Source organism: Streptomyces flavovariabilis (assembly GCF_000725785.1).
Taxonomy (GTDB): domain Bacteria; phylum Actinomycetota; class Actinomycetes; order Streptomycetales; family Streptomycetaceae; genus Streptomyces; species Streptomyces hawaiiensis.
Genome location: NZ_JNXD01000002.1, coordinates 64959 through 86342, shown reverse-complemented (window position 1 = coordinate 86342; position 21384 = coordinate 64959). Strand labels below are relative to the sequence as shown.

The window sequence follows — 21384 nt, the reverse complement described above, 5'->3', positions numbered from 1 at the left end:
CCTCCCACATCGCCGGCCTACCCAAATCGGTCGTAGCCCGTCTTACCCCTGACCTGCGGAATCCAATCCACCTCTGTGGGCGACTTGTGCGCCATCCGTGGAGGAAGCGGTGCGCCGCAAGGGGAGTCCGAGGGCAACGCAGAAGGGGTGTCCGAACGAGGGCAACGCAAACGGGGCGGGGCGGCCGAAGCCGCCCCGCCCCGCTGCATGCATGCGCCTACAGCGCGCCGAAGCCCACCTTGCGCGGGGCCGGCTCACCGATCTCGACGTACGCGAGACGGTCGGCCGGGACGAGGAGCTTGCGGCCGTGCTCGTCCACGAGGCTCAGCAGCTGCGACTTCCCGGCCAGTGCCTCGGCGACCACGCGCTCGACTTCCTCGGCGGTCTGACCGCTCTCCAGAACGATCTCGCGGGGCGCGTGCTGCACGCCGATCTTGACCTCCACGGCTATGTCCCTCCGACGGTCAGTGATGTGCGCGACCTTCCGCGCCGTACGCAGCACACATTAGCCCGGTGAGGGGACGTACATGCTCCGCCCGGGAACGCCAGGAGCGAACACCGGGCGGGAACACAGCGCCTGTCAGTGGTGCGGCTGGTCCATGCCGTGCAGTGGGAAGCCGGCGATACCGCGCCACGCCAGTGACGTGAGCAGCTGCACGGCCTGGTCGCGCGGGACGCTGCGGTCGCTGTGCAGCCAGGACCGGGCCACCACCTGGGCGAGGCCGCCCAAACCCGAGGCGAGCAGCATCGACTCCGCGCGCGACAGGCCGGTGTCCTCGGCGATGACGTCGCAGATCGCCTCCGCGCACTCGTTCGTGACCTTGTCGACGCGCTCGCGCACGGCGGGCTCGTTCGTCAGGTCCGACTCGAAGACCAGGCGGAAGGCGCCGCCGTCGTCCTCGACGTAGGCGAAGTAGGCGTCCATCGTCGCGCGGACGCGCTGCTTGTTGTCGGTCGTCGACGCGAGCGCGTTCCGGACGGACTGGATGAGCGACTCGCAGTGCTGGTCCAGCAGCGCGAGATAGAGGTCGAGCTTGCCCGGGAAGTGCTGGTAGAGCACCGGCTTGCTGACGCCTGCGCGCTCCGCGATGTCGTCCATCGCGGCCGCGTGGTAGCCCTGGGCCACGAAGACCTCCTGGGCGGCACCCAGGAGCTGGTTGCGTCGGGCACGGCGCGGCAGGCGGGTGCCCCGCGGGCGAACCGCCTCTGTCTGCTCGATGGCTGTCACGCCGCCTCCCATGTTCGTCCATGTGCGGATCTGGCCGCGTCGCCATCGTACTTTTCGGTAACCGTGGTGTGCGCGGTGAGAGCGCAGAATTTCACGGACCGGACGGTTGCGAAAGCGGTTGCGAAGGTTTCAAACAGGGTCAGAGCGGGCAAAATGCAGCCTCTTTCCTGTCCGGCGGAGTTGCTCGGCGCCCGTCGGCGGCGAGTGTCACCGGTAGTCGTCCTCGTCGAGCGAGACGATCCGGGCCTGCTCCACCAGGTCGGCCTCATTGGCGCGGTCCGGGTCGACGTCGGTCAGCGGGTCGTCGCGGTCCGGCGCGATGTCCGCCTGCTGCTCGGCCGCGTCGACCTCGGGGGCCTCGACGTCCAACTCCTGCGCCTCCGGCGCGTCCTCGACCTCGAACGTCTCCGGGTCGGTGGGGTCTACGGCCATGCTGGGCTCCCTTCCTACGAACGTCCCTGGGAATGCAGGGGCCACACGCGGGTGCCCTCTGTACGAGCCTAGGAGACACTCGATCCGGACGCTATGCGATCCGCGTCCGGGACGTGACGCAGTGCTCATCCCCCTGACGGCTACCCATGCGCGCTCGGGTGCCTCTTCTCCCGCCGCCTCAACGGGCGGATTCCTGTGACGGCGAACACAGGCGAACACATGAGCCACTGCGTGATCGTCTCGTAACATTGCCGCATGTCTTCGACCGAGCTGCCCTTCGTGCCGCCCGCCAATGTGCTGCCGAGGGTGGGGACCGTCCGGGTCGCGGAGGGTGAGCGCCTGCGGTCGGTCGAGCTGCCCGGGGTCACGCTGACGGTCCGGTCGAGGCCGCCCGCGCGCGCGGGGCTGCCGCCCGCGTTGTACGTGCACGGGCTCGGCGGTTCCTCGCAGAACTGGTCGGCGCTGATGGCACTGCTCGACGACTCGGTCGACAGCGAGGCTCTCGACCTGCCGGGGTTCGGCGACTCCCCGCCCCCGGACGACGGCAACTACTCCGTCACGGGGCACGCGCGCGCGGTCATCCGTTACCTCGACGCCTCCGGACGCGGTCCCGTGCACCTGTTCGGGAACTCGCTCGGCGGCGCCATCACCACCCGTGTCGCCGCGGTTCGGCCCGATCTGGTCCGTACGCTCACCCTTGTGTCGCCCGCTCTGCCGGAAATCCGAGTGCAGCGCTCCGCCGTGCCCACGGGGCTGCTGGCGGTGCCCGGTGTCGCCCTGCTCTTCACCCGGTTCACCCGGGAATGGACGGCGGAACAGCGGGTCCGTGGCGTGACGGCACTGTGTTACGGCGATCCCGGGCGGGTGACGCCGGAAGGATTCCGCAACGCCGTGCAGGAGATGGAGCGGCGGCTGCGGCTGCCGTACTTCTGGGACGCGATGGCGCGCTCCGCGCGCGGGATCGTCAACGCGTACACGCTGGGCGGCCAGCAGGGGCTGTGGCGCCAGGCCGAACGGGTTCTCGCACCGACCCTCCTCGTCTACGGTGGCCGTGACCAGCTCGTCGGCTTCCGCATGGCCCAGAAGGCGGCCCGCGCTTTCCGCGACTCCCGGCTGGTGACGTTGCCCGACGCGGGTCATGTGGCGATGATGGAGTACCCGGAGACCGTGGCCCTGGCGTTTCGTGAACTCCTCGAGGAAGCAGGAGAGTTGGGCGCGCAGCGGGCGAGGCGGGCCGGCCGGGCGGATGCCGGGGGCGACGCCGTCGACAGAGAAGGCACCGACGAGAGCATGGGGGGCTGAGGCGCGACGTGGGACGCCACAGCCGCCGCGGACCGGTCGTCAAGGGCGACAGCGCGGACACCGCCGCAGCACGGGACGGCCGGACCCCGCCCGCGCAGGGTCAGAGGCCGGGCCGGCCGGGCCAGGCGCCGGACGCCGGCCGGGGAGCCCGGACCGCGCCGCCCGGCGCCCCGCAGGGCGGCTGGCCGTCCCAGGGCCCGCGCAGGATGCCGGGCCCGCGGTCCGCGTCGGACTGGTCCGCGCCGACGGAGGGCACGCCGCCGCACGGTATGCCGCGTCTGCCCGACGGCTGGCACCCGGACGGCACACCGGCCCAGGGCCTCCCGAGGCTGCCCGACGGCACGCCGGTGCGCGGGGCACCCCGCATTGCCGACGGCACTCCGGCGCGGGGTGTTCCGCGGCCGGCTGACGGGTCTTCCGGGCAGGGTGTTCCTCGGATTGCCGACGGGACTCCGGCCAGGGGCGTTCCCCGGATGGCGGACGGGACTCCGGCGCGAGGTGTGCCGAGGCCGCAGGACGGGACTCACGGGACTCCGGCCGGGGGTGTGCCGAGGCTGCCTGACGGCACGCCCGCGCACGGTGTGCCCCGGGTTGCCGGCGGTACGCCCCCGCGCGGGGTACCGCGGTTGCCCGACGGGACCCCCGCGCACGGTGTCCCGCAAGCCCGGGGCGGTCATCCCGAGCAGCGGGAAGCCGGCGGTGGCTGGGGTGAGTTGCGGGGGAGCGGCGGGGCGCGCGCCGGTGCCGGTGTTCCCATACCGCGGCAGCGCCGGGCATCCGTGCCCGGGCCGCGGCAGGACTATCTCGATGCCTTCGTCGAAGAGGAGGACGACGTCTTCGCGCCCCGTACGCCCGCCTCCGCGCACGCCGCGGACGCCTCCGTCACGGACTGGAGCGTCGGCATCCCGGCCGACTCCGGGTCCGGCGGCCACGACGACGCGAGGCCCACCGGCACGCCCGTACCGGGCAAGGGCGGCAAGGGCCGCGCCTTCACCGGCATCGCGGCCGCGGCCGTCACCACCGTGCTGGCCGTGATCGTCGCCGGCCAGGTCGCCGACGACGCCGGTGGCGCCGACGTGCAGTCGCAGTCCGCCACCGACCAGGCCCGCGACACCAGGGGCCCCGCGTCCCGCGCGGACGGCCGGGCGCCCGCCCCCGAGGCCACGCCACTGACCTACGACGAGAAGATGGGCAGGATCTACCCGCTCGGCGCCGAACTCAAGGGCTCCGGGAAGTTCGACGCCGTTCCCGGCATCGCCGAGGCGCCGGGGGCCGGGCAGAAGTTCACCTACCGCGTGGACGTGGAGCAGGGGCTCGGACTGGACGCCGCGCTGTTCGCCGAGGCCGTGCAGAAGACGCTCAACGACCAGCGCAGCTGGGCCCACAACGGCGCACGCACCTTCGAGCGCATCTACTCCGGCAAGCCCGACTTCGTGATCACTCTCGCCAGCCCCGGCACGACCGCCGACTGGTGCGCCAAGTCGGGCCTGGACACCACCGAGGACAACGTCTCCTGCGACTCGGCCGCGACCGAGCGCGTGATGATCAACGCCTACCGGTGGGCGCAGGGCTCCGAGACCTACGGCGACAGCAAGATCCACGCCTACCGGCAGATGCTGATCAACCACGAGATCGGCCACCGCCTCGGATACGGCCACGTCACCTGCGACAAGGACGGCGACCTCGCGCCGGTCATGCAGCAGCAGACCAAGTTCCTCGACCATGACGGCATCCGCTGCCGTGCCAACGCCTGGCCGTACCCCGGAAGTTGAGAGGCGTCCCCGGCGGTGTGGCGCGGCTCGCGTCGGCATGCCCGGAAAGTCCGGTCATGGGAGCCCGGTCGACGTGACCTGCCTCCGCGTGGACTTCGGCGCGCCGCGTGCCGTCGCCGCGAGGGTCCGGACGCGGCGACGGGAGGCGGCCGCGGTATGACGATCCGTGTCTGCTTGATCTCTTAGCGCGACAGAACGCGATCTGCACGGGAAAGTTACGACCGTTCACCCCTTTTGGTGGTGCGACGGACAACCGTCCGTCGCACCCCCGCCTTGTCCGCATACGTTCTTCCCGCTGCGAGCCGCCGGGCAACGGCGGCTCCCCATACGGGAGATCGGGGGTGCACTCGTGCGCATCGGACTGCTTACGGAGGGTGGGTATCCGTATGTGAGCGGTGACGCCAGGCTCTGGTGCGACCGGCTGGTGCGCGGGCTCGCCCAGCACGAGTTCGACGTCTACGCGCTCAGCCGCAGCGAGCACCAGGAGGACGAGGGCTGGATCCCGCTGCCACGGAACGTCCGCCGGGTGCGCACCGCGCCGCTGTGGATGGCCGAGGAAGACGAGGTGGTGCTTGGGCGCCGTGCACGCCGGCGGTTCACCGAATGCTTCGGGGAACTGGCGGGTGTGCTGTGCGGGGCGACCGGCACCGCAGAGGGGCCTGATGGTGCGTCGACCCTTGAGGCGGACCGTTTCGCCAACGCTCTGTACGGGCTTGCGGAGCTCGCCTGCGAGGAGGGCGGCCTGACGGGCGCACTCCGCTCCGAAGCCGCCGTGCGCACACTGGAGCGCGCCTGTCGCGCGCCCGGAGCCCACCGCGCGGCGCGTGAGGCGCGCGTACCGGATCTGCTCGCCGTGGCCACCTACCTGGAACGCGCCCTGCGCCCCCTCTCCCTCGACTGGTACGAGGACGACGGGCTCGGTGCGGTCGACCTCTGCCATGCCGCGTCCGGCGGCACGGCCGCCCTGTCCGGCCTGCTGGCCCGGCACTTCACCGGCGTGCCCCTGATGGTGACCGAGTACGGCGTGCGCCTGCGGACGCACTACCTCACCGCCCCGGACGCCCCGCCCGCCGTACGGTCCCTGCTGGCGGCCTTCCACGGCCGACTCGCGGCCGAGGCCTACGGGCGGGCCGAGGTCGTCACCGCCGGCAACACCCACGCCCGCCGCTGGCAGGAACGCTGCGGTGCCGACCGCGAGAAGCTCCGCACGGTCTACCCCGGCATGAACGCCCGGCCCTTCGCCGAGGTGGGCGAGTCCCCGGAGTGCGCGGACCCGGACACGCTCCTCTGGGTCGGCCGCGTCGAGCCCGCCAAGGACCTGGTCTCGCTGCTGCACGCCTTCGCGGAGGTCCGCAAGCAGCAGCCGAGGACGCGCCTGCGTATCGTCGGCGCCCCCGCCGGCCCCGAGGGCGCGGCCTACCTCGGCCACTGCAGGACACTGGCCGCCCAGCTCTTCCCCGACGAGGCCGAGGGCCCGCACGCCACCGGGGACAATCCGGTGTCCTTCGAGGAGATCGGCGGCCCCGAACTCCCGCTCGCCGCCGACGCCTACGCCTCGGGCGCCGTTACCGTCCTCTCCAGCGTCGTCGAGGGCTTCCCCGTCGGCCTCGTCGAGGCCATGCTCTGCGGGCGCGCGACGGTGTCGACGGACGTCGGCGCGGTCGTGGAGGTCATCGGCGGCACGGGGCTCGTCGTACCGCCGCGCAATCCGCGGGCGCTCGCCGAGGCGTGCGTCGCGCTGCTGCGCGACCCCGAGCGTCGCGCGCGCCTGGGTGCCGCCGCTCGCGCCCGTGCCCTCGAACTGTTCACGGTCGAGCAGAACATCGAGGCATTTCACGGCATCTACCTGGAGATCGTCTCGCGGGCGCCCGTCCGCCGTGTCGTCCTCGACGGAGCGGGGGAGCCGCTGCCGTTCGCGGTTCCCGCCGAGGCCCACGTGCCCGTCCACTGGACCGCCGCGTCGCCCCGCCTCGCCGCCCGCAGCGGCCCCGGCTGGGCGGCAGGCAGTCCCGTACGCGCCACCACTCCCGTCCCCGCTCCGGAGGGCGCGCGATGAACGACTTGGGCGAACTGGACCGTCCGGGAACCCCGACCGGCCGCGGGGCGCGCGACGCCCGCCCGGAGAAGGAACCGGACACGACGAACCCGGACCCGGCCACGCCGGGGGCGGTCTCCGAGCGCAAGGTGCCCGGGGGTCGGGAGCCGGCCTCCGAGCGCAAGGTGCCCGGGAGCCGGGATTCGGTCGCCGATCGCAAGGCGTCCACCCCGCGTCGGGGCGCCGGCGACCCGGTGAAGGCGCTGATGCACCGTCACCGGGAGCTCTGCGAGCGTGCGGTGGACCCCCTCGAGATCGCCGCGGGACTGGAGGCACACGGCATCACCGACCGCACCGCCGCCCGCTTCCGCCACCGGGACGTCTTCTCCCTCGCCGAGGAGATGTACGCGCGGGTCTCCCGTGACGGAGACACACCCCTGCCCACCCCGCCCGCCGCTCCCCGGGTGCGCGCCGACTGGGCTCTTCTGACCCTCCTGCCCGGTGCGCTGTGCGCCGCCACCGTGACCGCCGTGCACCACACCCACGGGCAGTCACGCCTGTTCGCGACCGCAGCCGGCGCCCTCGCCGTGGCCCTGGCCCTCCACGCGGCCCTGTGCCGAGGCCCCCTGAGCAGGACCGATGCGGGCCGGCCCGGACCGCGACCCGGCGCAGCCTCCGGCAGCACCACCCCATGGACCGTGTGGCTCGTCATCTACTCCCTTCTGGGCAACGGTCTGCTCGACAGCGCTCTCACCGGAGGCCCCGACGCCCTGCCCACCGGCACGGCCGACGGCCCCTGGCCCGTCACCGCCGCCCCGGCCCTGGCCCTCGCCCTGGCCTGCGCGCCCGCCGCCTGGACCGCGCACCTCTTCACCGTGCGCGCCCGTCGCAAACTCGCGGGCAGCCGCGGCCTGGAGGACTTCGCCGCCGCCGTACGCCCCCTCCTGCTCGGCACGTTCGCCCTGTTCCTGGGCGCCCTGGCGGCCCTGCTCACCCTGTCCACGGCAGTCCTCCACGAGCCCGCGGCCTACGCGCAGGCCCTGGCCCTGGGCTCCCTCCTCTTCCTGGCCCGCCTCCTCACCACGCACGGCTTCACCTACGCCCCCGCCGTGGTCCTCACCGCGACGGCCACGGTCGAGGCGGCCGCCCTCGCCACCGTCTTCGCCTCCCGACTCCCCGGTTTCCGCTTCCTCGCCACCCCTGTCGAGACCCTCGTCACCACCTGGGGCGCCGGCAGCGTCCCCGGCCTCGCCTGCGGAGCGGCGGCCCTGGCCCTCCTGGTCCACACGACTCGCAAGCTGACCCGGGCCTCGGCCCACGCACCGCCGGAACCCGCACGGTGACCGCCCCCGGCCCCACCGCCGCAGGCAGCACCCGTCACATCCCTTCCTTTCCGCCTCGAGGAGAACCCGCATGACCACCCACCCAGGAACCCCGATGACATGGGGAGCCGCGCGATGAGAGTCCTGCTGATCGGAGCCAACGGCTACATCGGTCGCTTCGTCGCCGACCGTCTGCTCGCCGACCCGGCCGTGCAACTCACCGCCCTCGGTCGCGGGGACGACGCCGACGTCCGCTTCGACCTCGCCTCCGGCAGCCCCGGCGCCCTCACCCGCTTCCTCGACGCGGTCCACCCGGGTGTCGTCGTCAACTGCGCCGGTGCCACCCGCGGCGGGGCCCGCGAGCTCACCCGCCACAACACCGTCGCCGTCGCCACCGTCTGCGAGGCCCTGCGCCGCAGCGGCTGCGGCGCCCGGCTGGTGCAGATCGGCTGCAGCGCGGAGTACGGCCCGAGCCAGCCCGGTTCCTCCACCGCCGAGGACGCCGTGCCCCGGCCCGGCGGCCCGTACGGCGTCAGCAAACTCGCCGCCACCGAACTGGTCCTCGGCTCCGGCCTGGACGCCGTCGTCCTGCGCGTCTTCTCACCGGCCGGGCCCGGAACCCCCGCCGGCTCCCCGCTGGGCCGTCTCGCCGAGGCCATGCGCCGCGCCATGCAGTCCGGCGACGGCGAGCTGAAACTCGGCGGCCTGGGTGCGCAGCGCGACTTCGTCGACGTCCGTGATGTGGCCCGTGCCGTCCACGCCGCCTCGCTCTCCGCCGCGCAGGGTGTCATCAACATCGGCTCCGGCCGGGCCGTGCGGCTGCGCGACGCCGCCGCGGTCCTCGCCCGCGTCGCCGGATACGGCGGTGCCCTCCACGAACTCGACGGCCCACCCGGCGCCCTGCGCACGGCCATCGGCCACCCCCGCCCCGACCCGGACCACGCGTCCCCGGTCGCATACCCGTACCCCGACGGCTGCGGCAGCTGGCAGCAGGCCGATGTGCGCACCGCGCGCGACCGGCTCGGATGGCGTCCCCGGATCGGCCTGGAGGAGTCCCTCGCCGACATCTGGATGGAGGCGGCATGCCGCATCTGACCAGATCCCTGCGGCGCGCCTCGGGCACGGAACTGCGCCTCGGCGTCGGCGTCCCCGGCTATGCGCACCCCCTCCTCGCCCCCACCGAGTGGGGCGAGCTGGCCCGCCCCGGCACCCCGCTGCACTGGGTGGTCCTCAACGTGGCCGACGGCCCCGGCGCCCGCCCCGACCCGCACTGTCTGGAGGCGGCCGGCCGCCTGCGCAACGCGGGCGTCCGCGTCCTCGGCCACCTCGACACCCGGTACGGCACCCGCAATTTCGGCGAGCTGATCTCGGACGCCCACCGGTTCGTCGACTGGTACCGGGTCGACGGCTTCCTCCTGGAGCGCTGCCCGGCGGACCACGCCGGGCTGCCCGAGGTCCGCCGCACGGTCGCCACGCTCCGCGTGATCCGTGACGCTGCCCACATCGTCCTCGGCCACGGTATCCACCCGCACCCCGGCTACGCCGAGCTCGCCGACCAGCTGGTCACCTTCTCCGGGCCCTGGAGCGACTACCGCTGGTCGCAGGTGGCCGAGTGGACCACCGACCATTCGCCCGAGCGCTTCTGCCACTTCGTCCACGGCGTGCCCCGCCCTCACCTGGCCGAGGCGCTGCGCATCGCCCGCCGGCAGGGCGCCGCGACGGTCTGGATCACCGACCACACGGACCGCGGCGGACGCATCGACCCCTGGGAGGCCATGCCCGGCTACTGGGACGCATTCGTCTCGCAGGTCGGAACAGGTGTCTCGGAATGAAAAAGGGCATGGCACTGTTACGGGGAGAACAACCGTAGTGATTGACCGACCAACGGAGTCCCCGTGTCGCTGCCACCCCTGGTCGAGCCGGCTTCCGAGCTCACCGTAGACGAGGTCCGCAGGTACTCCCGCCACCTGATCATTCCCGACGTCGGGATGGACGGGCAGAAGCGGCTGAAGAACGCCAAGGTGCTGTGTGTGGGCGCCGGCGGCCTGGGCTCGCCGGCGCTGATGTACCTGGCCGCCGCGGGCGTCGGCACCCTCGGCATCGTGGAGTTCGACGAGGTCGACGAGTCGAACCTGCAGCGCCAGATCATCCACAGCCAGGCCGACATCGGCCGCCCCAAGGCCGAGTCCGCCCGGGACAGTGTCAAGGGCATCAACCCGTATGTGGACGTGATCCTTCACGAGGAGCGGCTCGAGGCCGACAACGTGATGGAGATCTTCAGCCAGTACGACCTGATCGTCGACGGCACGGACAACTTCGCGACCCGCTACCTGGTCAACGATGCCTGCGTGCTGCTGAACAAGCCGTACGTCTGGGGCTCCATCTACCGCTTCGACGGTCAGGCGTCCGTCTTCTGGTCCGAGCACGGCCCCTGCTACCGCTGCCTGTACCCGGAGCCCCCGCCCCCCGGCATGGTCCCCTCCTGCGCCGAGGGCGGCGTCCTGGGCGTGCTGTGCGCGTCCATCGGCTCCATCCAGGTCAACGAGGCCATCAAGCTCCTCGCCGGCATCGGCGACCCGCTGGTCGGCCGACTGATGATCTACGACGCCCTGGAGATGCAGTACCGCCAGGTCAAGGTCCGCAAGGACCCGAACTGCGCGGTCTGCGGCGAGAACCCGACCGTCACCGAGCTCATCGACTACGAGGCCTTCTGCGGCGTCGTCTCCGAGGAGGCCCAGGCGGCGGCCGCCGGCTCCACGATCACTCCCAAGCAGCTCAAGGAGTGGATCGACGACGGCGAGAGCATCGACATCATCGACGTCCGCGAGCCGAACGAGTACGAGATCGTCTCCATTCCGGGCGCCCGGCTGATTCCGAAGAACGAGTTCCTCATGGGCACCGCCCTGGAGAGCCTCCCGCAGGACAAGAAGATCGTCTTGCATTGCAAGACGGGTGTCCGCAGTGCGGAAGTCCTCGCGGTCCTGAAGTCCGCGGGCTTCTCGGACGCGGTCCACGTCGGCGGCGGTGTGATCGGCTGGGTCAACCAGATCGAGCCGTCCAAGCCGGTGTACTGAGCCGAATCCGGCCTCCCTTTCCGAGCGGCGGGGGCTTCGCGCACCACAGGTGCGTGGGGCCCCCGCCGTCGTCATGAGCAGACCTTGCCGTCCTTCGGTACCGAGCCGTCCAGCAGGTACGCGTTCACCGTGGAGTCGACGCAGTCGCTCCCGCTGCCGTAGGCGCCATGCCCCTCGCCCCGCCAGGTGAGCATCACCCCGACGCCCTTGCCCAGCTCGTCGGCCATCCTCCGCGCGCCCTCGTACGGGGTGGCCGGGTCGCCGGTGTTGCCGACCACCAGGACCGGTGCCGCGCCGGGGGCGCTCACCTCCGGGGTGTCGTGCTGTCCGGGCACCGGCCAGTCGTGGCACCAGCCGGCCGTGTCCCAGCCGAGGAACGTCCCGAAGACCGGGGAGATCTTCTCGAACCGGGGCAGCAGCTGCTTCGTCCGGGTCGCGGTCGGCCGCTGCCTGTCGTCCAGGCACGATATGACCCGCTGGGAGTGGGTCGTCGTGCCGTAACGGCCTGACGGGGTGCGTTCGTTGTAGCGGTCGGCGAGGACCAGCAGCTCCGAGCCGTCGCCCTGTTCGGCCGCGTCGAGGGCGCTGGTCAGGGTCGGCCAGCTGTCCTTGCTGTACAGCGGCAGGATGATGCCCGTGACCGCGAGCGTCTGGGTCAGCTTCCGCCCGGGCGCGCCCGTCGCCAGGGGCCTGGCGTCGATCCGCCGCAGCAGGTCCGCGATCTTGCGTGTGCCGTCCCGCGGGTCCTGGCCCGTGGACTCGAGGTAGCCGTTCAGCGCGCGCTGGAACCCCCTGGCCTGGTTCTCGGCGTGGCCCACGGTGTCGGCGCCGGGGTCGACGACCGCGTCCAGCGTCATGCGTCCCACGTTCTTGGGGAAGAGGTGGGCATAGGTGCCGCCCAGTTCGGTGCCGTAGGAGATGCCGAAGTAGTGCATCTTCTCGTCGCCGAGGACTTCCCGGATGCGGTCCATGTCGCGGGCCGAGTCGGCGGTCGAGACGTGTGCCATCAGCTTCCCGGCGTCTTTCCGGCAGCCCTTGCCGAAGGCGGCGGCGTCCTCGAAGTACGCCTTCTCCTCGGCGGGGGTGTCCGGCGAGACGTCCACCGACTCGGCGGCCTGGATCTCCTTGTCGCTCCGGCAGCGCACGCCCTCGCTGGCACCCACACCGCGCGGGTCCCAGCTCACCAGGTCGTACCGCTCGCGGAGTGAGGAGACGGTCGGCGCGTACGACGGCATCATGGACACGCCCGAGGCGCCTGGGCCGCCGAAGTTGAACAACAGGGAACCGACGCGGTCGCCGCCGCGCGCCTTGGCACGGATCAGCCCGAGGCCGATCGTCTCGCCGTCCGGCTTCGACCAGTCCAGCGGCACCTTCAGCGTCGCGCACTGCCAGTCGCTGCTCGGCGCGGGGCCGTCGGCGGTGGCCTTGCAGCGGCCCCAGGAAAGCCCGCTCCTGTCGTCGTCGGACGAACCGCCGCCGCAGCCCGCGGCCAGCAGGGCCGAGGCGGCCGCCAGAGCGGTCCCTCGAACGAAGCGCGTCATTGCCCATCCCCCCTCGCAGGCCGTCCGCTCCGTGCCGCGGATGGCGGTCAGGCCATGGTAGGCAGAACCGGCGTCGGCCGTTTCAGCCTGTGGATAACTTCTGACCTGCGAATTTTCTGTGGGCGCTGGGGGTGTCAGGTGCAGACGGTGCCCGTCGGCGGCACCTTCCCGTCCAGCAGATAGCCGTTCACCGCGCCCTGCACGCACTTGTTCTCGCTGTCGTACGCGCCGTGCCCCTGGCCGCGGTACGTCAGCTCGACACCGACCCCCTTGCCCAGCGCGTTCGCCATCGCCCGTGCGCCTTCGTACGGCGTGGCCGGGTCGCCGGTGTTGCCGACGACCAGAATGGGCGCCGCGCCCGGAGCGCTCACGTCCGGGTGGTCGGCGGCGCCCGCCACGGCCCAGTCGGTGCAGGTGAGCATGGACCAGGCCATGTAGTCGCCGAACAGGTCGGACGCGGCCCGGAACTCGGGCAGCTTCCGCTCGACATAGGCGGTGTCGTAGCGGGGTTTTTCGTCGGCGCAGTTGATGGCGACGTTGGCGGGGGTGATGTTGCTGTACTCGCCGTTCTCGCTGCGCCCGTTCATCGAGTCGGCCAGAGCCATCAGAATCCTGCCGTCTCCGTCGTAGGCCTGCTCCAGGCCCTCCGTGAGGTACTCCCAGAAGTCCTGCGAGTACAGGGCCTGCAGGATGCCGCTGGTCGCCGCGGTCTGGGTCAGCTGGCGCGGGAAGATGCCCGGGAGCGGATTGCGGTCGAGATCGTTCAGCAGCCTGGCGATACGGTCCTTCACGTCCTGGGCGCTGTCGCCGACGGGGCACTCCTCGGTCTTCGAGACGCAGTCCTCGGCAAAGTTGTCGAGCGCGAGCTGGAAGCCCTTGGCCTGCCCCAGCGAACCCTGCTCGGGGCCCTGCGTGGGGTCGACGACGGCGTCGAACACGGCACGGCCGACACGCTCGGGGAACAGGTGGGCGTAGACGCCGCCCAGTTCGGTGCCGTAGGAGACGCCGAAGTAGTGCAGCTTGTCGTCGCCGAGGACCTGCCGCATCAGGTCCAGGTCGCGGGCCGCGTCGGTGGTGCGCACGTGCGGCAGGATCTTCTCCGAGTTCTGCTCGCAGGCGTCGTTGAAGTCCTTGGTGTTCTCCAGGAGCTCGGTGCGTTCGGCGGCGTCGTCGGGTGTGGCGTCCTGCTGGAAGTAGGCGTCGAGCTGCTGGTCGTTCTCGCAGATCACGGGGTCGCTGCGACCGACCCCGCGCGGGTCGAAGCTGACCAGGTCGTAGCGGGTGCGCAGGGTCTCGTAGCCGTCCGCGAAGGCGGGCAGCGAGGTGACGCCCGAGCCGCCGGGGCCGCCGAAGTTGAAGATGAGCGAGCCGATGCGTTCGTTCTCTTCGCCGGTCGTCTCGACCCGGATCAGCTCGAGGCCGATCGTGTCGCCCTTCGGATCGCCCCAGTCGAGCGGGACCTTCATGGTCGCGCACTGCCACTCGCCGTCGTCCGGCAGAGGAGAGGGCGAGGCGCCTCCGCCCTGGGCCTCGTCCGGGGCCGGGCAGGCCGTCCAGCTCAGTTCCTGCCGTGTGAGGTCCTCGTCCCCGGCGTCGTCGCCGCAAGCCGCCAACAGGATGGACAGCAGCACGGCGGAGACGATCGGAACGGCGGCGCGCAGCCGGAGGAGGGATGGCATGCTTCCATCCTGCGGCGGTACCGAACGCGGCGCGCGGGACGCGTGCCGTACGAGGTAGCAGAGGTCGCCGGTGCCTAGAGTGCCTGCTTGCGTGTGAGGTGGTTGAAGACCAGCCAGCCCGGCAGCACGGGAATCCACAGCGTCAGGAGGCGGAACAGCAGGACCGCCGGTGCCGCGACCTCCTTCGGGAGCCCGACGGCGATCAGACCGACCGTCAGGGTCGCCTCGACCGCGCCCACACCACCCGGTGTCGGCGCCGCGGACCCCAGGGCGTTGCCCGCGAGGAAGACGACGGCGACGCTGGCGATGCTGATCGACGTGGACTCGTCACCGAAGGCGCGGATCGACGCGTCGAGGCACATCACGAAGCAGGCGGTCAGCAGCAGCATGCCGCCGATGCCGGTGATCAGCTTCTGCGGCCGCTGGAGCACGTCCAGCATGCGCGGCACGACACCCGCGAACAGCGACCGCACGCGCGTGACGATGAACTTCCGCAGGAACGGCACCGACGTCACCACGAGTACGAGCACCGCCACCGTCAACAGACCGGCGATGACGGTCCGGGAAGGCGACAGCGACGGCGTCTTCTCGGTACCGGTCAGATAGCCGAAGGACAGCAGCATCAGGATGTGGCAGCCGAGTCCGAACAGCTGCGACGCGCCGACACTCGCCACCGCGAGCCCCGGCCGCACTCCCGCACGCTGCAGGAAGCGGGTGTTCAGCGCGACACCGCCCACCGCCGCCGGGGCGACGATCTTCACGAACGACCCGGCGACCTGCGCCGCCACGGTCCGCACGAACGGCACGCGCTCGGGCACGAATCCCAGCAGGGCCATCGCCGCCGCGACGTAGCTGCACATCGAGAACAGCACGGCCGCGGCGACCCAGCCCCACTCGGCGTTCGAGATGAGCGGCCCGAACTCGATGTGCGTGAGCTGCGTCAGCAGGAAGTACGCGCCGATCGCGCCGGCGATGAAACTGATCAGCGTGCGCGGACGCACCCGCTCCAGCCGGGCCGGCTCGACGGGCGCCTGCGGCCGGATGCGCAGCACCGCGTGCCGGATCTGCGTGAGCAGGTCCTCCTCGCGCGCCTCCTCCAGCGCCTCGTCGATCGCCCGCTTCTCGGCCCGCTGCTCCGCCCGTACGGCCTTCTTGTCGGGCTTCTCCAGGATGGGCACGGGCTCGTCCGCGTCCCCTTCCAGGCGGGTCTGCTTGCCCTGCCGGGACGCCTCCAGGACCGCGTCACGCTCCCGCTGTGCCCGCTCACGGGCCAGTCTGCGCAGCGTCGCGCGCGTGGAGCGGCTGAGCGCGATGGGCTGGAGCATCGGCAGGCAGTCCGCCACCGCGTCCGGACCGAGCACGCCCACAGCCGAGGCCACGGCCCGCTCGGCGCCCACCCGGAGGCCGAGCGTCACCAGCAGCTGGGAGGTGTCCATGCGCAGCAGCAGATCACCGGCCGCGATCTCGCCGACGCGCAGGTCGGTGAGGATCACCGTGCCGGAACGATCCACCAGAATCGCGTCGCCCACCAGCCTGCGATGCGCGATACGCCGCGACTGCAGGGCCTTCACCTGGTGCCAGGTGTCGCGCAGCAGGCCGTCGGTGATCTCCTCGTCCGACAGCGAGTCGAGGGTGCGTCCGCCGCTGTGCTCGTAGACGAGTATCACCGCGTCGGGGCCGAGTTCGGAGGTGGCGATCAGCTTGGGTGCGTTGGCGCCGGCGGCGATGGCCGCGTACGCCAGCAGGGCCTCCTGCTCCAGGGCCTGGCGCAGCGACTGGAGGCTGCTGCGGGTGGCGAAGCCGCGCAGGGTGAGGTTGCGCCAGGCGCGGTAGAAGAAGCCCTGGGCCTGCTGCTCCCGGTCGACCACCGTGACGTCCAGGGGCGGGCCGTCCTCGAGCGTGACGAAGTAGCGGCGGCCCCGGTCTCCGGTGTCCGGGTTGTCCGAGGTGTCCTCGCGTGAGGCGCTGACCGGGCGGAAGCCGACGGTCCGCAGGCCTGCCATCAGCGTCTGCCCGGTGGGCCGGACGTTGGGCGAGCCGACCGCGTACAGCGTGCCGTAGGCAACCGTCCAGCCGATCAGCACGGTCAGGATGATCGAGAACGGGGTCGTGTACCCGGTGACGAGCATCGAGAAGGCGTCGAGGAGCAGCACGACCCACAGCACCGCGCGCCATCTCGGCCGGCGCGACATGCCGACGGCCGTCATGTAGGCGATGACCGGGGCCAGGTATCCGTGCACGGGGTCGGTCAGCGCGTGGATGTCGCCGGGGGAGGGCTGGGTGAGCGCCTCCTGGATCGAGCCGGGGGCGGCCCGGGCGACCCACAGGTCGGTGGCGAGGGTCACACCGTGCGCGAGGACCGCCGCGAGCACACCGTCGGCGATGCGCAGTCCGTCCCGTTTGATCAGCCGCTCGATGGCGAAGGCGACCGGCACCAGCAGGATCGCGATGCTGGAGGCCAGCCCCGCGATCTTGATGAGCAGGTCGGGGGCCTGCCCGGTGCCCTTGTTGATGTCCTGTTCGAGACCCGAGGTGGTGCCGTGCGCGAACGCGGCGATCCCGATCAGGATCGCGACGGCGAGCACGCCCACCAGGAGGCGCATCAGGTCGGACGGGCGGTGCACGCGCGCGGGGAGCAGCGGTTCGTCGCCCTCCACCTCGTCGATGTGCGCGAAGTCGGGCTCCTCGGCGGCCGGCCGGGTCTTCTTCGCGGCCCCCTTCGGACCGTCGTCCGCAGCGCCGGGGCGCGACGCGGCGTCAGAGGTGCCCTCTGTGCCCTCGGGGTGCGCACCCTGCTGCTTCATCGTCTCTTCTTGGTCTCGTATCACCGGTCACCGCCCGCACGATGGTGGCATGCCGCACCGGCACACGGGGCAATCAGGGTGCACATGCGGGGGCGGACAGTCTGCCCGACGCGCTCCTGCCGGGCGAGGAAGACGCCCGGGAGCACGCCCGGCCCGTTGTCGGTGGGGTGGGGCAGGATGGGGTGGATGAGTGAGGAGAGCCCTGAGGGGGGCCGGTACGAGGAGGGGCCCGCGCCGGCGCTGCCCGAGTACGCCGAGCGGGTGCTCGATGTCGCCGAACTGATCCCGCCGGGCCGTGTCATGACCTATGGGGACGTCGCCGAGTGGCTGGAGCAGGGCGGCCCGCGGCAGGTCGGCCGTGTGATGGCGCTCTACGGGGGAGCCGCTCCGTGGTGGCGGGTCGTCCGCGCGGACGGCGTCCTGCTGCCGGGGCACGAGCAACGGGCCCTCGGCCACTACCGGGCGGAGGGGACGCCCATGAAGGGTGCGAGCCGCGCCGCCGAGGGCCACCTGCCGCGCATCGACATGAGACGGGCGCGGTGGGACGGCGGTGATCGCGCGGAGGGTCACACCTGACAGCTTCCGCCATCGGACGGCCTCCCGTGTGACCCGTGAGCCGTACGGGGGAATCGGGGCACATCGGGGGCATGACGTACGTTCGTGAGGCGAGGGGCATGAGTGCCGCGAGTGGTCGGTGGGAAGAAGGGGAAGTCCTGCTTCCGCCTCACCCGTCGGCGTAGCGTCGGCTGCGCGTGCCCCCGTCACCCCGCGGTCCCCGCCCGCCACGCGCGGTGGCCCGCCAACCAGCACTTCCACCAGAACCGGCGAACCACGTGAGCTCCTTTTCCTTCACCAGCGGCCTGTCGCACCCCCGGGTGCGGCGGGGGAGCCGTGGCGCTTACCGACTGGTACGTACCCCTCCTGCCCGCATGGACCCCCCTCTTTTGGACGCCTCGCAGCGCTCCGTGGTTGACCACACGGCGGGCCCGTTGCTCGTTCTCGCAGGCCCGGGCACCGGCAAGACCACCACGCTCGTCGAGTCCGTGGCCGAGCGCGTCGCCCGGGGCGGGGACCCCGAGCGCGTCCTGGTGCTCACCTTCAGCCGCCGGGCCGCCGTCGAGCTGCGCGACCGCATGGCCCAGCGGGCCGGTGCCGCCCGCGCTCCCCAGGCGACCACCTTCCACTCGTTCTGCTACGCCCTGGTCCGCGCCCACCAGGACAGCGACCTGTTCGTGGAGCCGCTGCGGCTGCTGTCCGGCCCCGAGCAGGACGTCTCGGTGCGCGAGCTGCTCGCGGGCCAGGTGGATCTGGAACGGCTCGGGCTCGCGCACGTGCGCTGGCCGGACGAACTGCGCGCCTGCCTCACCACCCGCGGTTTCGCCGACGAGGTCCGTGCCGTTCTCGCCCGTAGCCGTGAACTGGGCCTCGGGCCCGGCGCCCTGGACGCCTTCGCCCGCCGCACGGGACGGCCCGACTGGCGAGCGGCGGCCGCCTTCCTCGCGGAGTACCTGGATGTGCTCGACCTGCAGGGCGTGATCGACTACGCGGAACTCGTCCACCGCGCGGTGCTCCTCGCCCGCCGCCCCGACATCGCGGCGTGGCTGGCCGCCCGGTACGACGCCGTATACGTCGACGAGTACCAGGACACGGATCCCGCTCAGGTGCGGCTGCTGGACGCCCTGGCCGGCGGCGGCCGCACGCTCGTGGCCTTCGGCGATCCCGACCAGTCGATCTACGCGTTCCGCGGGGCCGACGTGAACGGCATCCTGGACTTCCCGCACGCCTTCCCGCGCGCGGACGGGCGCCCGGCGCCCGTCTCGGTGCTGCGCACGTCCCGCCGCTCCGGGGCCGGCCTGCTGGCCGCCACCCGGCTGCTCACCCAGCGCATGCCGCTGACCCGTCTGCCCGCCGAGAAGGTGCGCGCCCATCGCGAACTCGCCCCCGTACGGGACGGCGGCCGCGTCGAGGCGTACACCTACCCGACGTCCGGGACGGAACTGGACAACATCGCCGACATCCTCCGCAGGGCCCACCTGGAGGACGGCGTCCCGTGGAGCGACATGGCCGTCCTGGTGCGCGCCGGCTCCCGCACCATCCCCACGGTCCGCCGCGCCCTCACGGCGGCGGGCGTCCCCGTCGACATCGACGGGGACGACGTGCCGCTGCGGCACGAACCGGCGGTGGCGCCGCTGCTGACGGCGTTGCGGGCGGTGGCCGCGGCGGAGGCGGGTTCTCCCGAGCCTCAGGAGGCCGAGGGGGACCTGGCTTCCGAGGACGCCCCTTCCGCGCGGCAGGGCACCTGCTGGCTCGACACCGAAACCGCCCTGACCCTCCTGACCTCCCCCCTCGCGAGCATGGACGCCGCCGACCTGCGCCGCCTCGGCCGCGCCCTGCGCGACGAGGAGCGGGCCGCCGGCAACCCGTTGCCGCCGCCCTCCGACGTGCTGCTCACGCAGGCGCTCGCCGAGCCGGAGCGTCTCGCCGTGCACGACCCCACGTACGCGCGTGGCGCCCAGCGCCTCGGCGCGCTGCTGCGCAAGGCCCGCGAGCGCCTGGCCGGCGGCGGTACGGCCGAGGAGGCGCTGTGGGACCTGTGGGAGGGAACGCCGTGGCCCACACGGCTGGAGCGGGCCGCCCGCCGGGGCGGAGCCGCCGGGCGCAACGCGGACCGCGACCTGGACGCCGTCTGCGCCCTGTTCGCCACCGCCGCTCGCGCCGAGGAGCGCACCGGCGGCCGGGGCACCCTGAACTTCCTGGAGGAGATCGACGCCGAGGACATCGCCGCCGACACCCTCACGCGGCGTGCCGTACGCCCCGACGCCGTCCGCCTGATGACCGCGCACCGCTCCAAGGGCCTTCAGTGGCGCCTCGTGGTCGTCGCGGGCGTCCAGGAGGGCCTGTGGCCGGATTTGCGCCGCCGCGGCTCCCTCCTGGAGGCCGACCGCATCGGCCGCGACGGACTCGCCGAGCCCCTCACCCCCGGCGCGCTGCTCGCCGAGGAGCGCCGCCTGTTCTACGTGGCCGCCACGCGCGCGCGTGAGCGCCTGGTCGTCACCGCGGTCAAGGCCCCCGCGGACGACGGCGACCAGCCCTCCCGCTTCCTGACCGAACTCGGCGTCGAACCCAAGGACGTCACGGGACGCCCACGCCGCCCGCTGTCCGTCGCCGCACTCGTCGCCGAACTGCGCGCCACCACGGTCGACCCACGCGTCTCCGAGACCCTCCGGGAGGCCGCCGCCCGCCGTCTGGCCCGGCTCGCCGCCCTCGCCGACGAGGACGGCCGCCCCCTGGTGCCGTCCGCGCACCCCTACCGCTGGTGGGGCATGTTCGAGCCGACCGAGTCCAAGGTGCCGCTGCGCGACCGTGACCAGCCCGTCGTGCTCTCCGGCAGCGCCCTCGACCAGCTGGCCAACACCTGCGCCCTGCAGTGGTTCCTGGGCCGTGAGGTGAAGGCCGACGCGCCCGCGACCGCCGCCCAGGGCTTCGGCAACGTGGTGCACGTCCTCGCCGACGAGGTCGCCTCCGGGCACACCCCGGCCGACCTCGGCGTCCTCATGGAACGCCTCGACTCCGTGTGGAACGCGCTGGCCTTCGACGCGCCGTGGAAGTCGGCCCAGGAGAAGGACAACGCGCGCGTGGCGCTCGAACGGTTCCTGCAGTGGCACGTCATGAACCGCACCGGGCGTACCCCGGTGGCCAGCGAGCACGACTTCGACGTCACCCTCGAAGCGGGCGACTACCAGGTGCGCATCCGCGGCCAGATGGACCGGGTCGAGGCGGACGGCGACGGCCGTGCCTACGTGGTCGACTTCAAGACCGGCAAGCAGGCGCCCGCTTCCAAAGAGGTGGAGCGCCACCCGCAGCTCGCCGTCTACCAGCTGGCCGTCCGCGAGGGCGCCGTCGACGAGGCCTTCGACGGCATACGCCCCGAGCCGGGCGGCGCCGAACTCGTCCACCTCCGGCAGGGAGCGGCCAAGCGCGACGGCGGCGAGAGCCTGCCCAAGGTGCAGGCCCAGGAGCCGCTGGAGGGGGAGTGGGTCGGCGACCTGCTGGCCACCGCCGCCGGCAAGGTCCTCGACGAACGGTTCACACCGACCGCCGGGCAGCACTGCACGCACTGCGCGTTCCGGGCCTCGTGCAGCGCGCGGCAGGAGGGGCGTCACGTCGTCGAGTGAGGTATCGCACCACGCGTGCT

General features: G+C 72.5%; 15 protein-coding genes. 9 read left to right on the top strand and 6 right to left on the bottom strand.

The features are described 5' to 3' along the window. Nucleotides 1-217: 217 nt before the first annotated feature. The 3 genes from IO24_RS0105380 to IO24_RS0105370 all read right to left on the bottom strand — a co-directional run bounded on the left by IO24_RS0105380 (nt 218) and on the right by IO24_RS0105370 (nt 1660). Complete coding sequence (locus IO24_RS0105380) at nt 218-445, bottom strand: DUF3107 domain-containing protein (RefSeq protein WP_030854792.1); 228 nt, start codon at nt 443-445, stop codon at nt 218-220. A 135-nt stretch (nt 446-580) separates the two neighbouring features. Next, a complete protein-coding gene (locus tag IO24_RS0105375; protein WP_031132394.1) occupies nt 581-1228 on the bottom strand; it encodes a TetR/AcrR family transcriptional regulator in 648 nt (215 codons plus the stop codon). Nucleotides 1229-1435: 207 nt separating this feature from the next. Further along, a complete protein-coding gene (locus tag IO24_RS0105370) occupies nt 1436-1660 on the bottom strand; it encodes a hypothetical protein (protein WP_031132392.1) in 225 nt (74 codons plus the stop codon). Nucleotides 1661-1915: 255 nt separating this feature from the next. Here IO24_RS0105370 and IO24_RS0105365 point away from each other — a divergent pair, with 255 nt between their 5' ends. The 7 genes from IO24_RS0105365 to moeZ all read left to right on the top strand — a co-directional run bounded on the left by IO24_RS0105365 (nt 1916) and on the right by moeZ (nt 11165). Beyond that, entirely contained in the window at nt 1916-2962 is a 1047-nt protein-coding gene (locus tag IO24_RS0105365; protein ID WP_031132390.1) for an alpha/beta fold hydrolase, read from the top strand. 8 nt (nt 2963-2970) lie between these two features. Next, complete coding sequence (locus tag IO24_RS45110; protein WP_037667384.1) at nt 2971-4734, top strand: DUF3152 domain-containing protein; 1764 nt, start codon at nt 2971-2973, stop codon at nt 4732-4734. Nucleotides 4735-5083: 349 nt separating this feature from the next. After that, entirely contained in the window at nt 5084-6790 is a 1707-nt protein-coding gene (locus tag IO24_RS0105350) for a DUF3492 domain-containing protein (protein ID WP_031132384.1), read from the top strand. Further along, nucleotides 6787-8112: a hypothetical protein gene (locus IO24_RS0105345; RefSeq protein ID WP_031132382.1), complete on the top strand. Its 1326-nt coding sequence runs from the start codon at nt 6787-6789 to the stop codon at nt 8110-8112. The genes IO24_RS0105350 and IO24_RS0105345 overlap by 4 nt, the downstream gene beginning before the upstream one ends. Nucleotides 8113-8226: 114 nt before the next feature. Then, on the top strand, nt 8227-9186 hold the full coding sequence (locus IO24_RS0105340) for an NAD-dependent epimerase/dehydratase family protein (RefSeq protein ID WP_031132380.1): 960 nt from the start codon (nt 8227-8229) through the stop codon (nt 9184-9186). After that, nucleotides 9174-9923, top strand: a complete 750-nt coding sequence (locus IO24_RS0105335) for a spherulation-specific family 4 protein (RefSeq protein WP_031132378.1) — start codon at nt 9174-9176, stop codon at nt 9921-9923. Before IO24_RS0105340 ends, IO24_RS0105335 begins: the two co-directional genes overlap by 13 nt. A 63-nt stretch (nt 9924-9986) precedes the next feature. Further along, on the top strand, nt 9987-11165 hold the full coding sequence (gene moeZ / locus IO24_RS0105330; RefSeq protein ID WP_031132375.1) for an adenylyltransferase/sulfurtransferase MoeZ: 1179 nt from the start codon (nt 9987-9989) through the stop codon (nt 11163-11165). A gap of 71 nt (nt 11166-11236) precedes the next feature. Here the strand turns inward: moeZ and IO24_RS0105325 are convergent, their stop codons facing one another. The 3 genes from IO24_RS0105325 to IO24_RS0105315 form a co-directional block, all read right to left on the bottom strand. Further along, nucleotides 11237-12706, bottom strand: coding sequence for an alpha/beta hydrolase (locus IO24_RS0105325; protein WP_031132373.1), 1470 nt, complete (start codon nt 12704-12706; stop codon nt 11237-11239). A gap of 134 nt (nt 12707-12840) precedes the next feature. Further along, nucleotides 12841-14385, bottom strand: a complete 1545-nt coding sequence (locus IO24_RS0105320; RefSeq protein ID WP_031132371.1) for an alpha/beta hydrolase — start codon at nt 14383-14385, stop codon at nt 12841-12843. A 74-nt stretch (nt 14386-14459) separates the two neighbouring features. Continuing rightward, on the bottom strand, nt 14460-17189 hold the full coding sequence (locus IO24_RS0105315; RefSeq protein WP_031132369.1) for a lysylphosphatidylglycerol synthase domain-containing protein: 2730 nt from the start codon (nt 17187-17189) through the stop codon (nt 14460-14462). A 186-nt stretch (nt 17190-17375) separates the two neighbouring features. Here IO24_RS0105315 and IO24_RS0105310 point away from each other — a divergent pair, with 186 nt between their 5' ends. After that, nucleotides 17376-17765 (top strand): MGMT family protein, encoded by a 390-nt coding sequence (locus IO24_RS0105310; RefSeq protein WP_031132367.1) that lies wholly within the window; start codon nt 17376-17378, stop codon nt 17763-17765. 257 nt (nt 17766-18022) lie between these two features. Then, nucleotides 18023-21364, top strand: a complete 3342-nt coding sequence (locus tag IO24_RS0105305) for an ATP-dependent helicase (protein WP_078899525.1) — start codon at nt 18023-18025, stop codon at nt 21362-21364. The last annotated feature ends 20 nt before the right edge of the window (nt 21365-21384 follow it).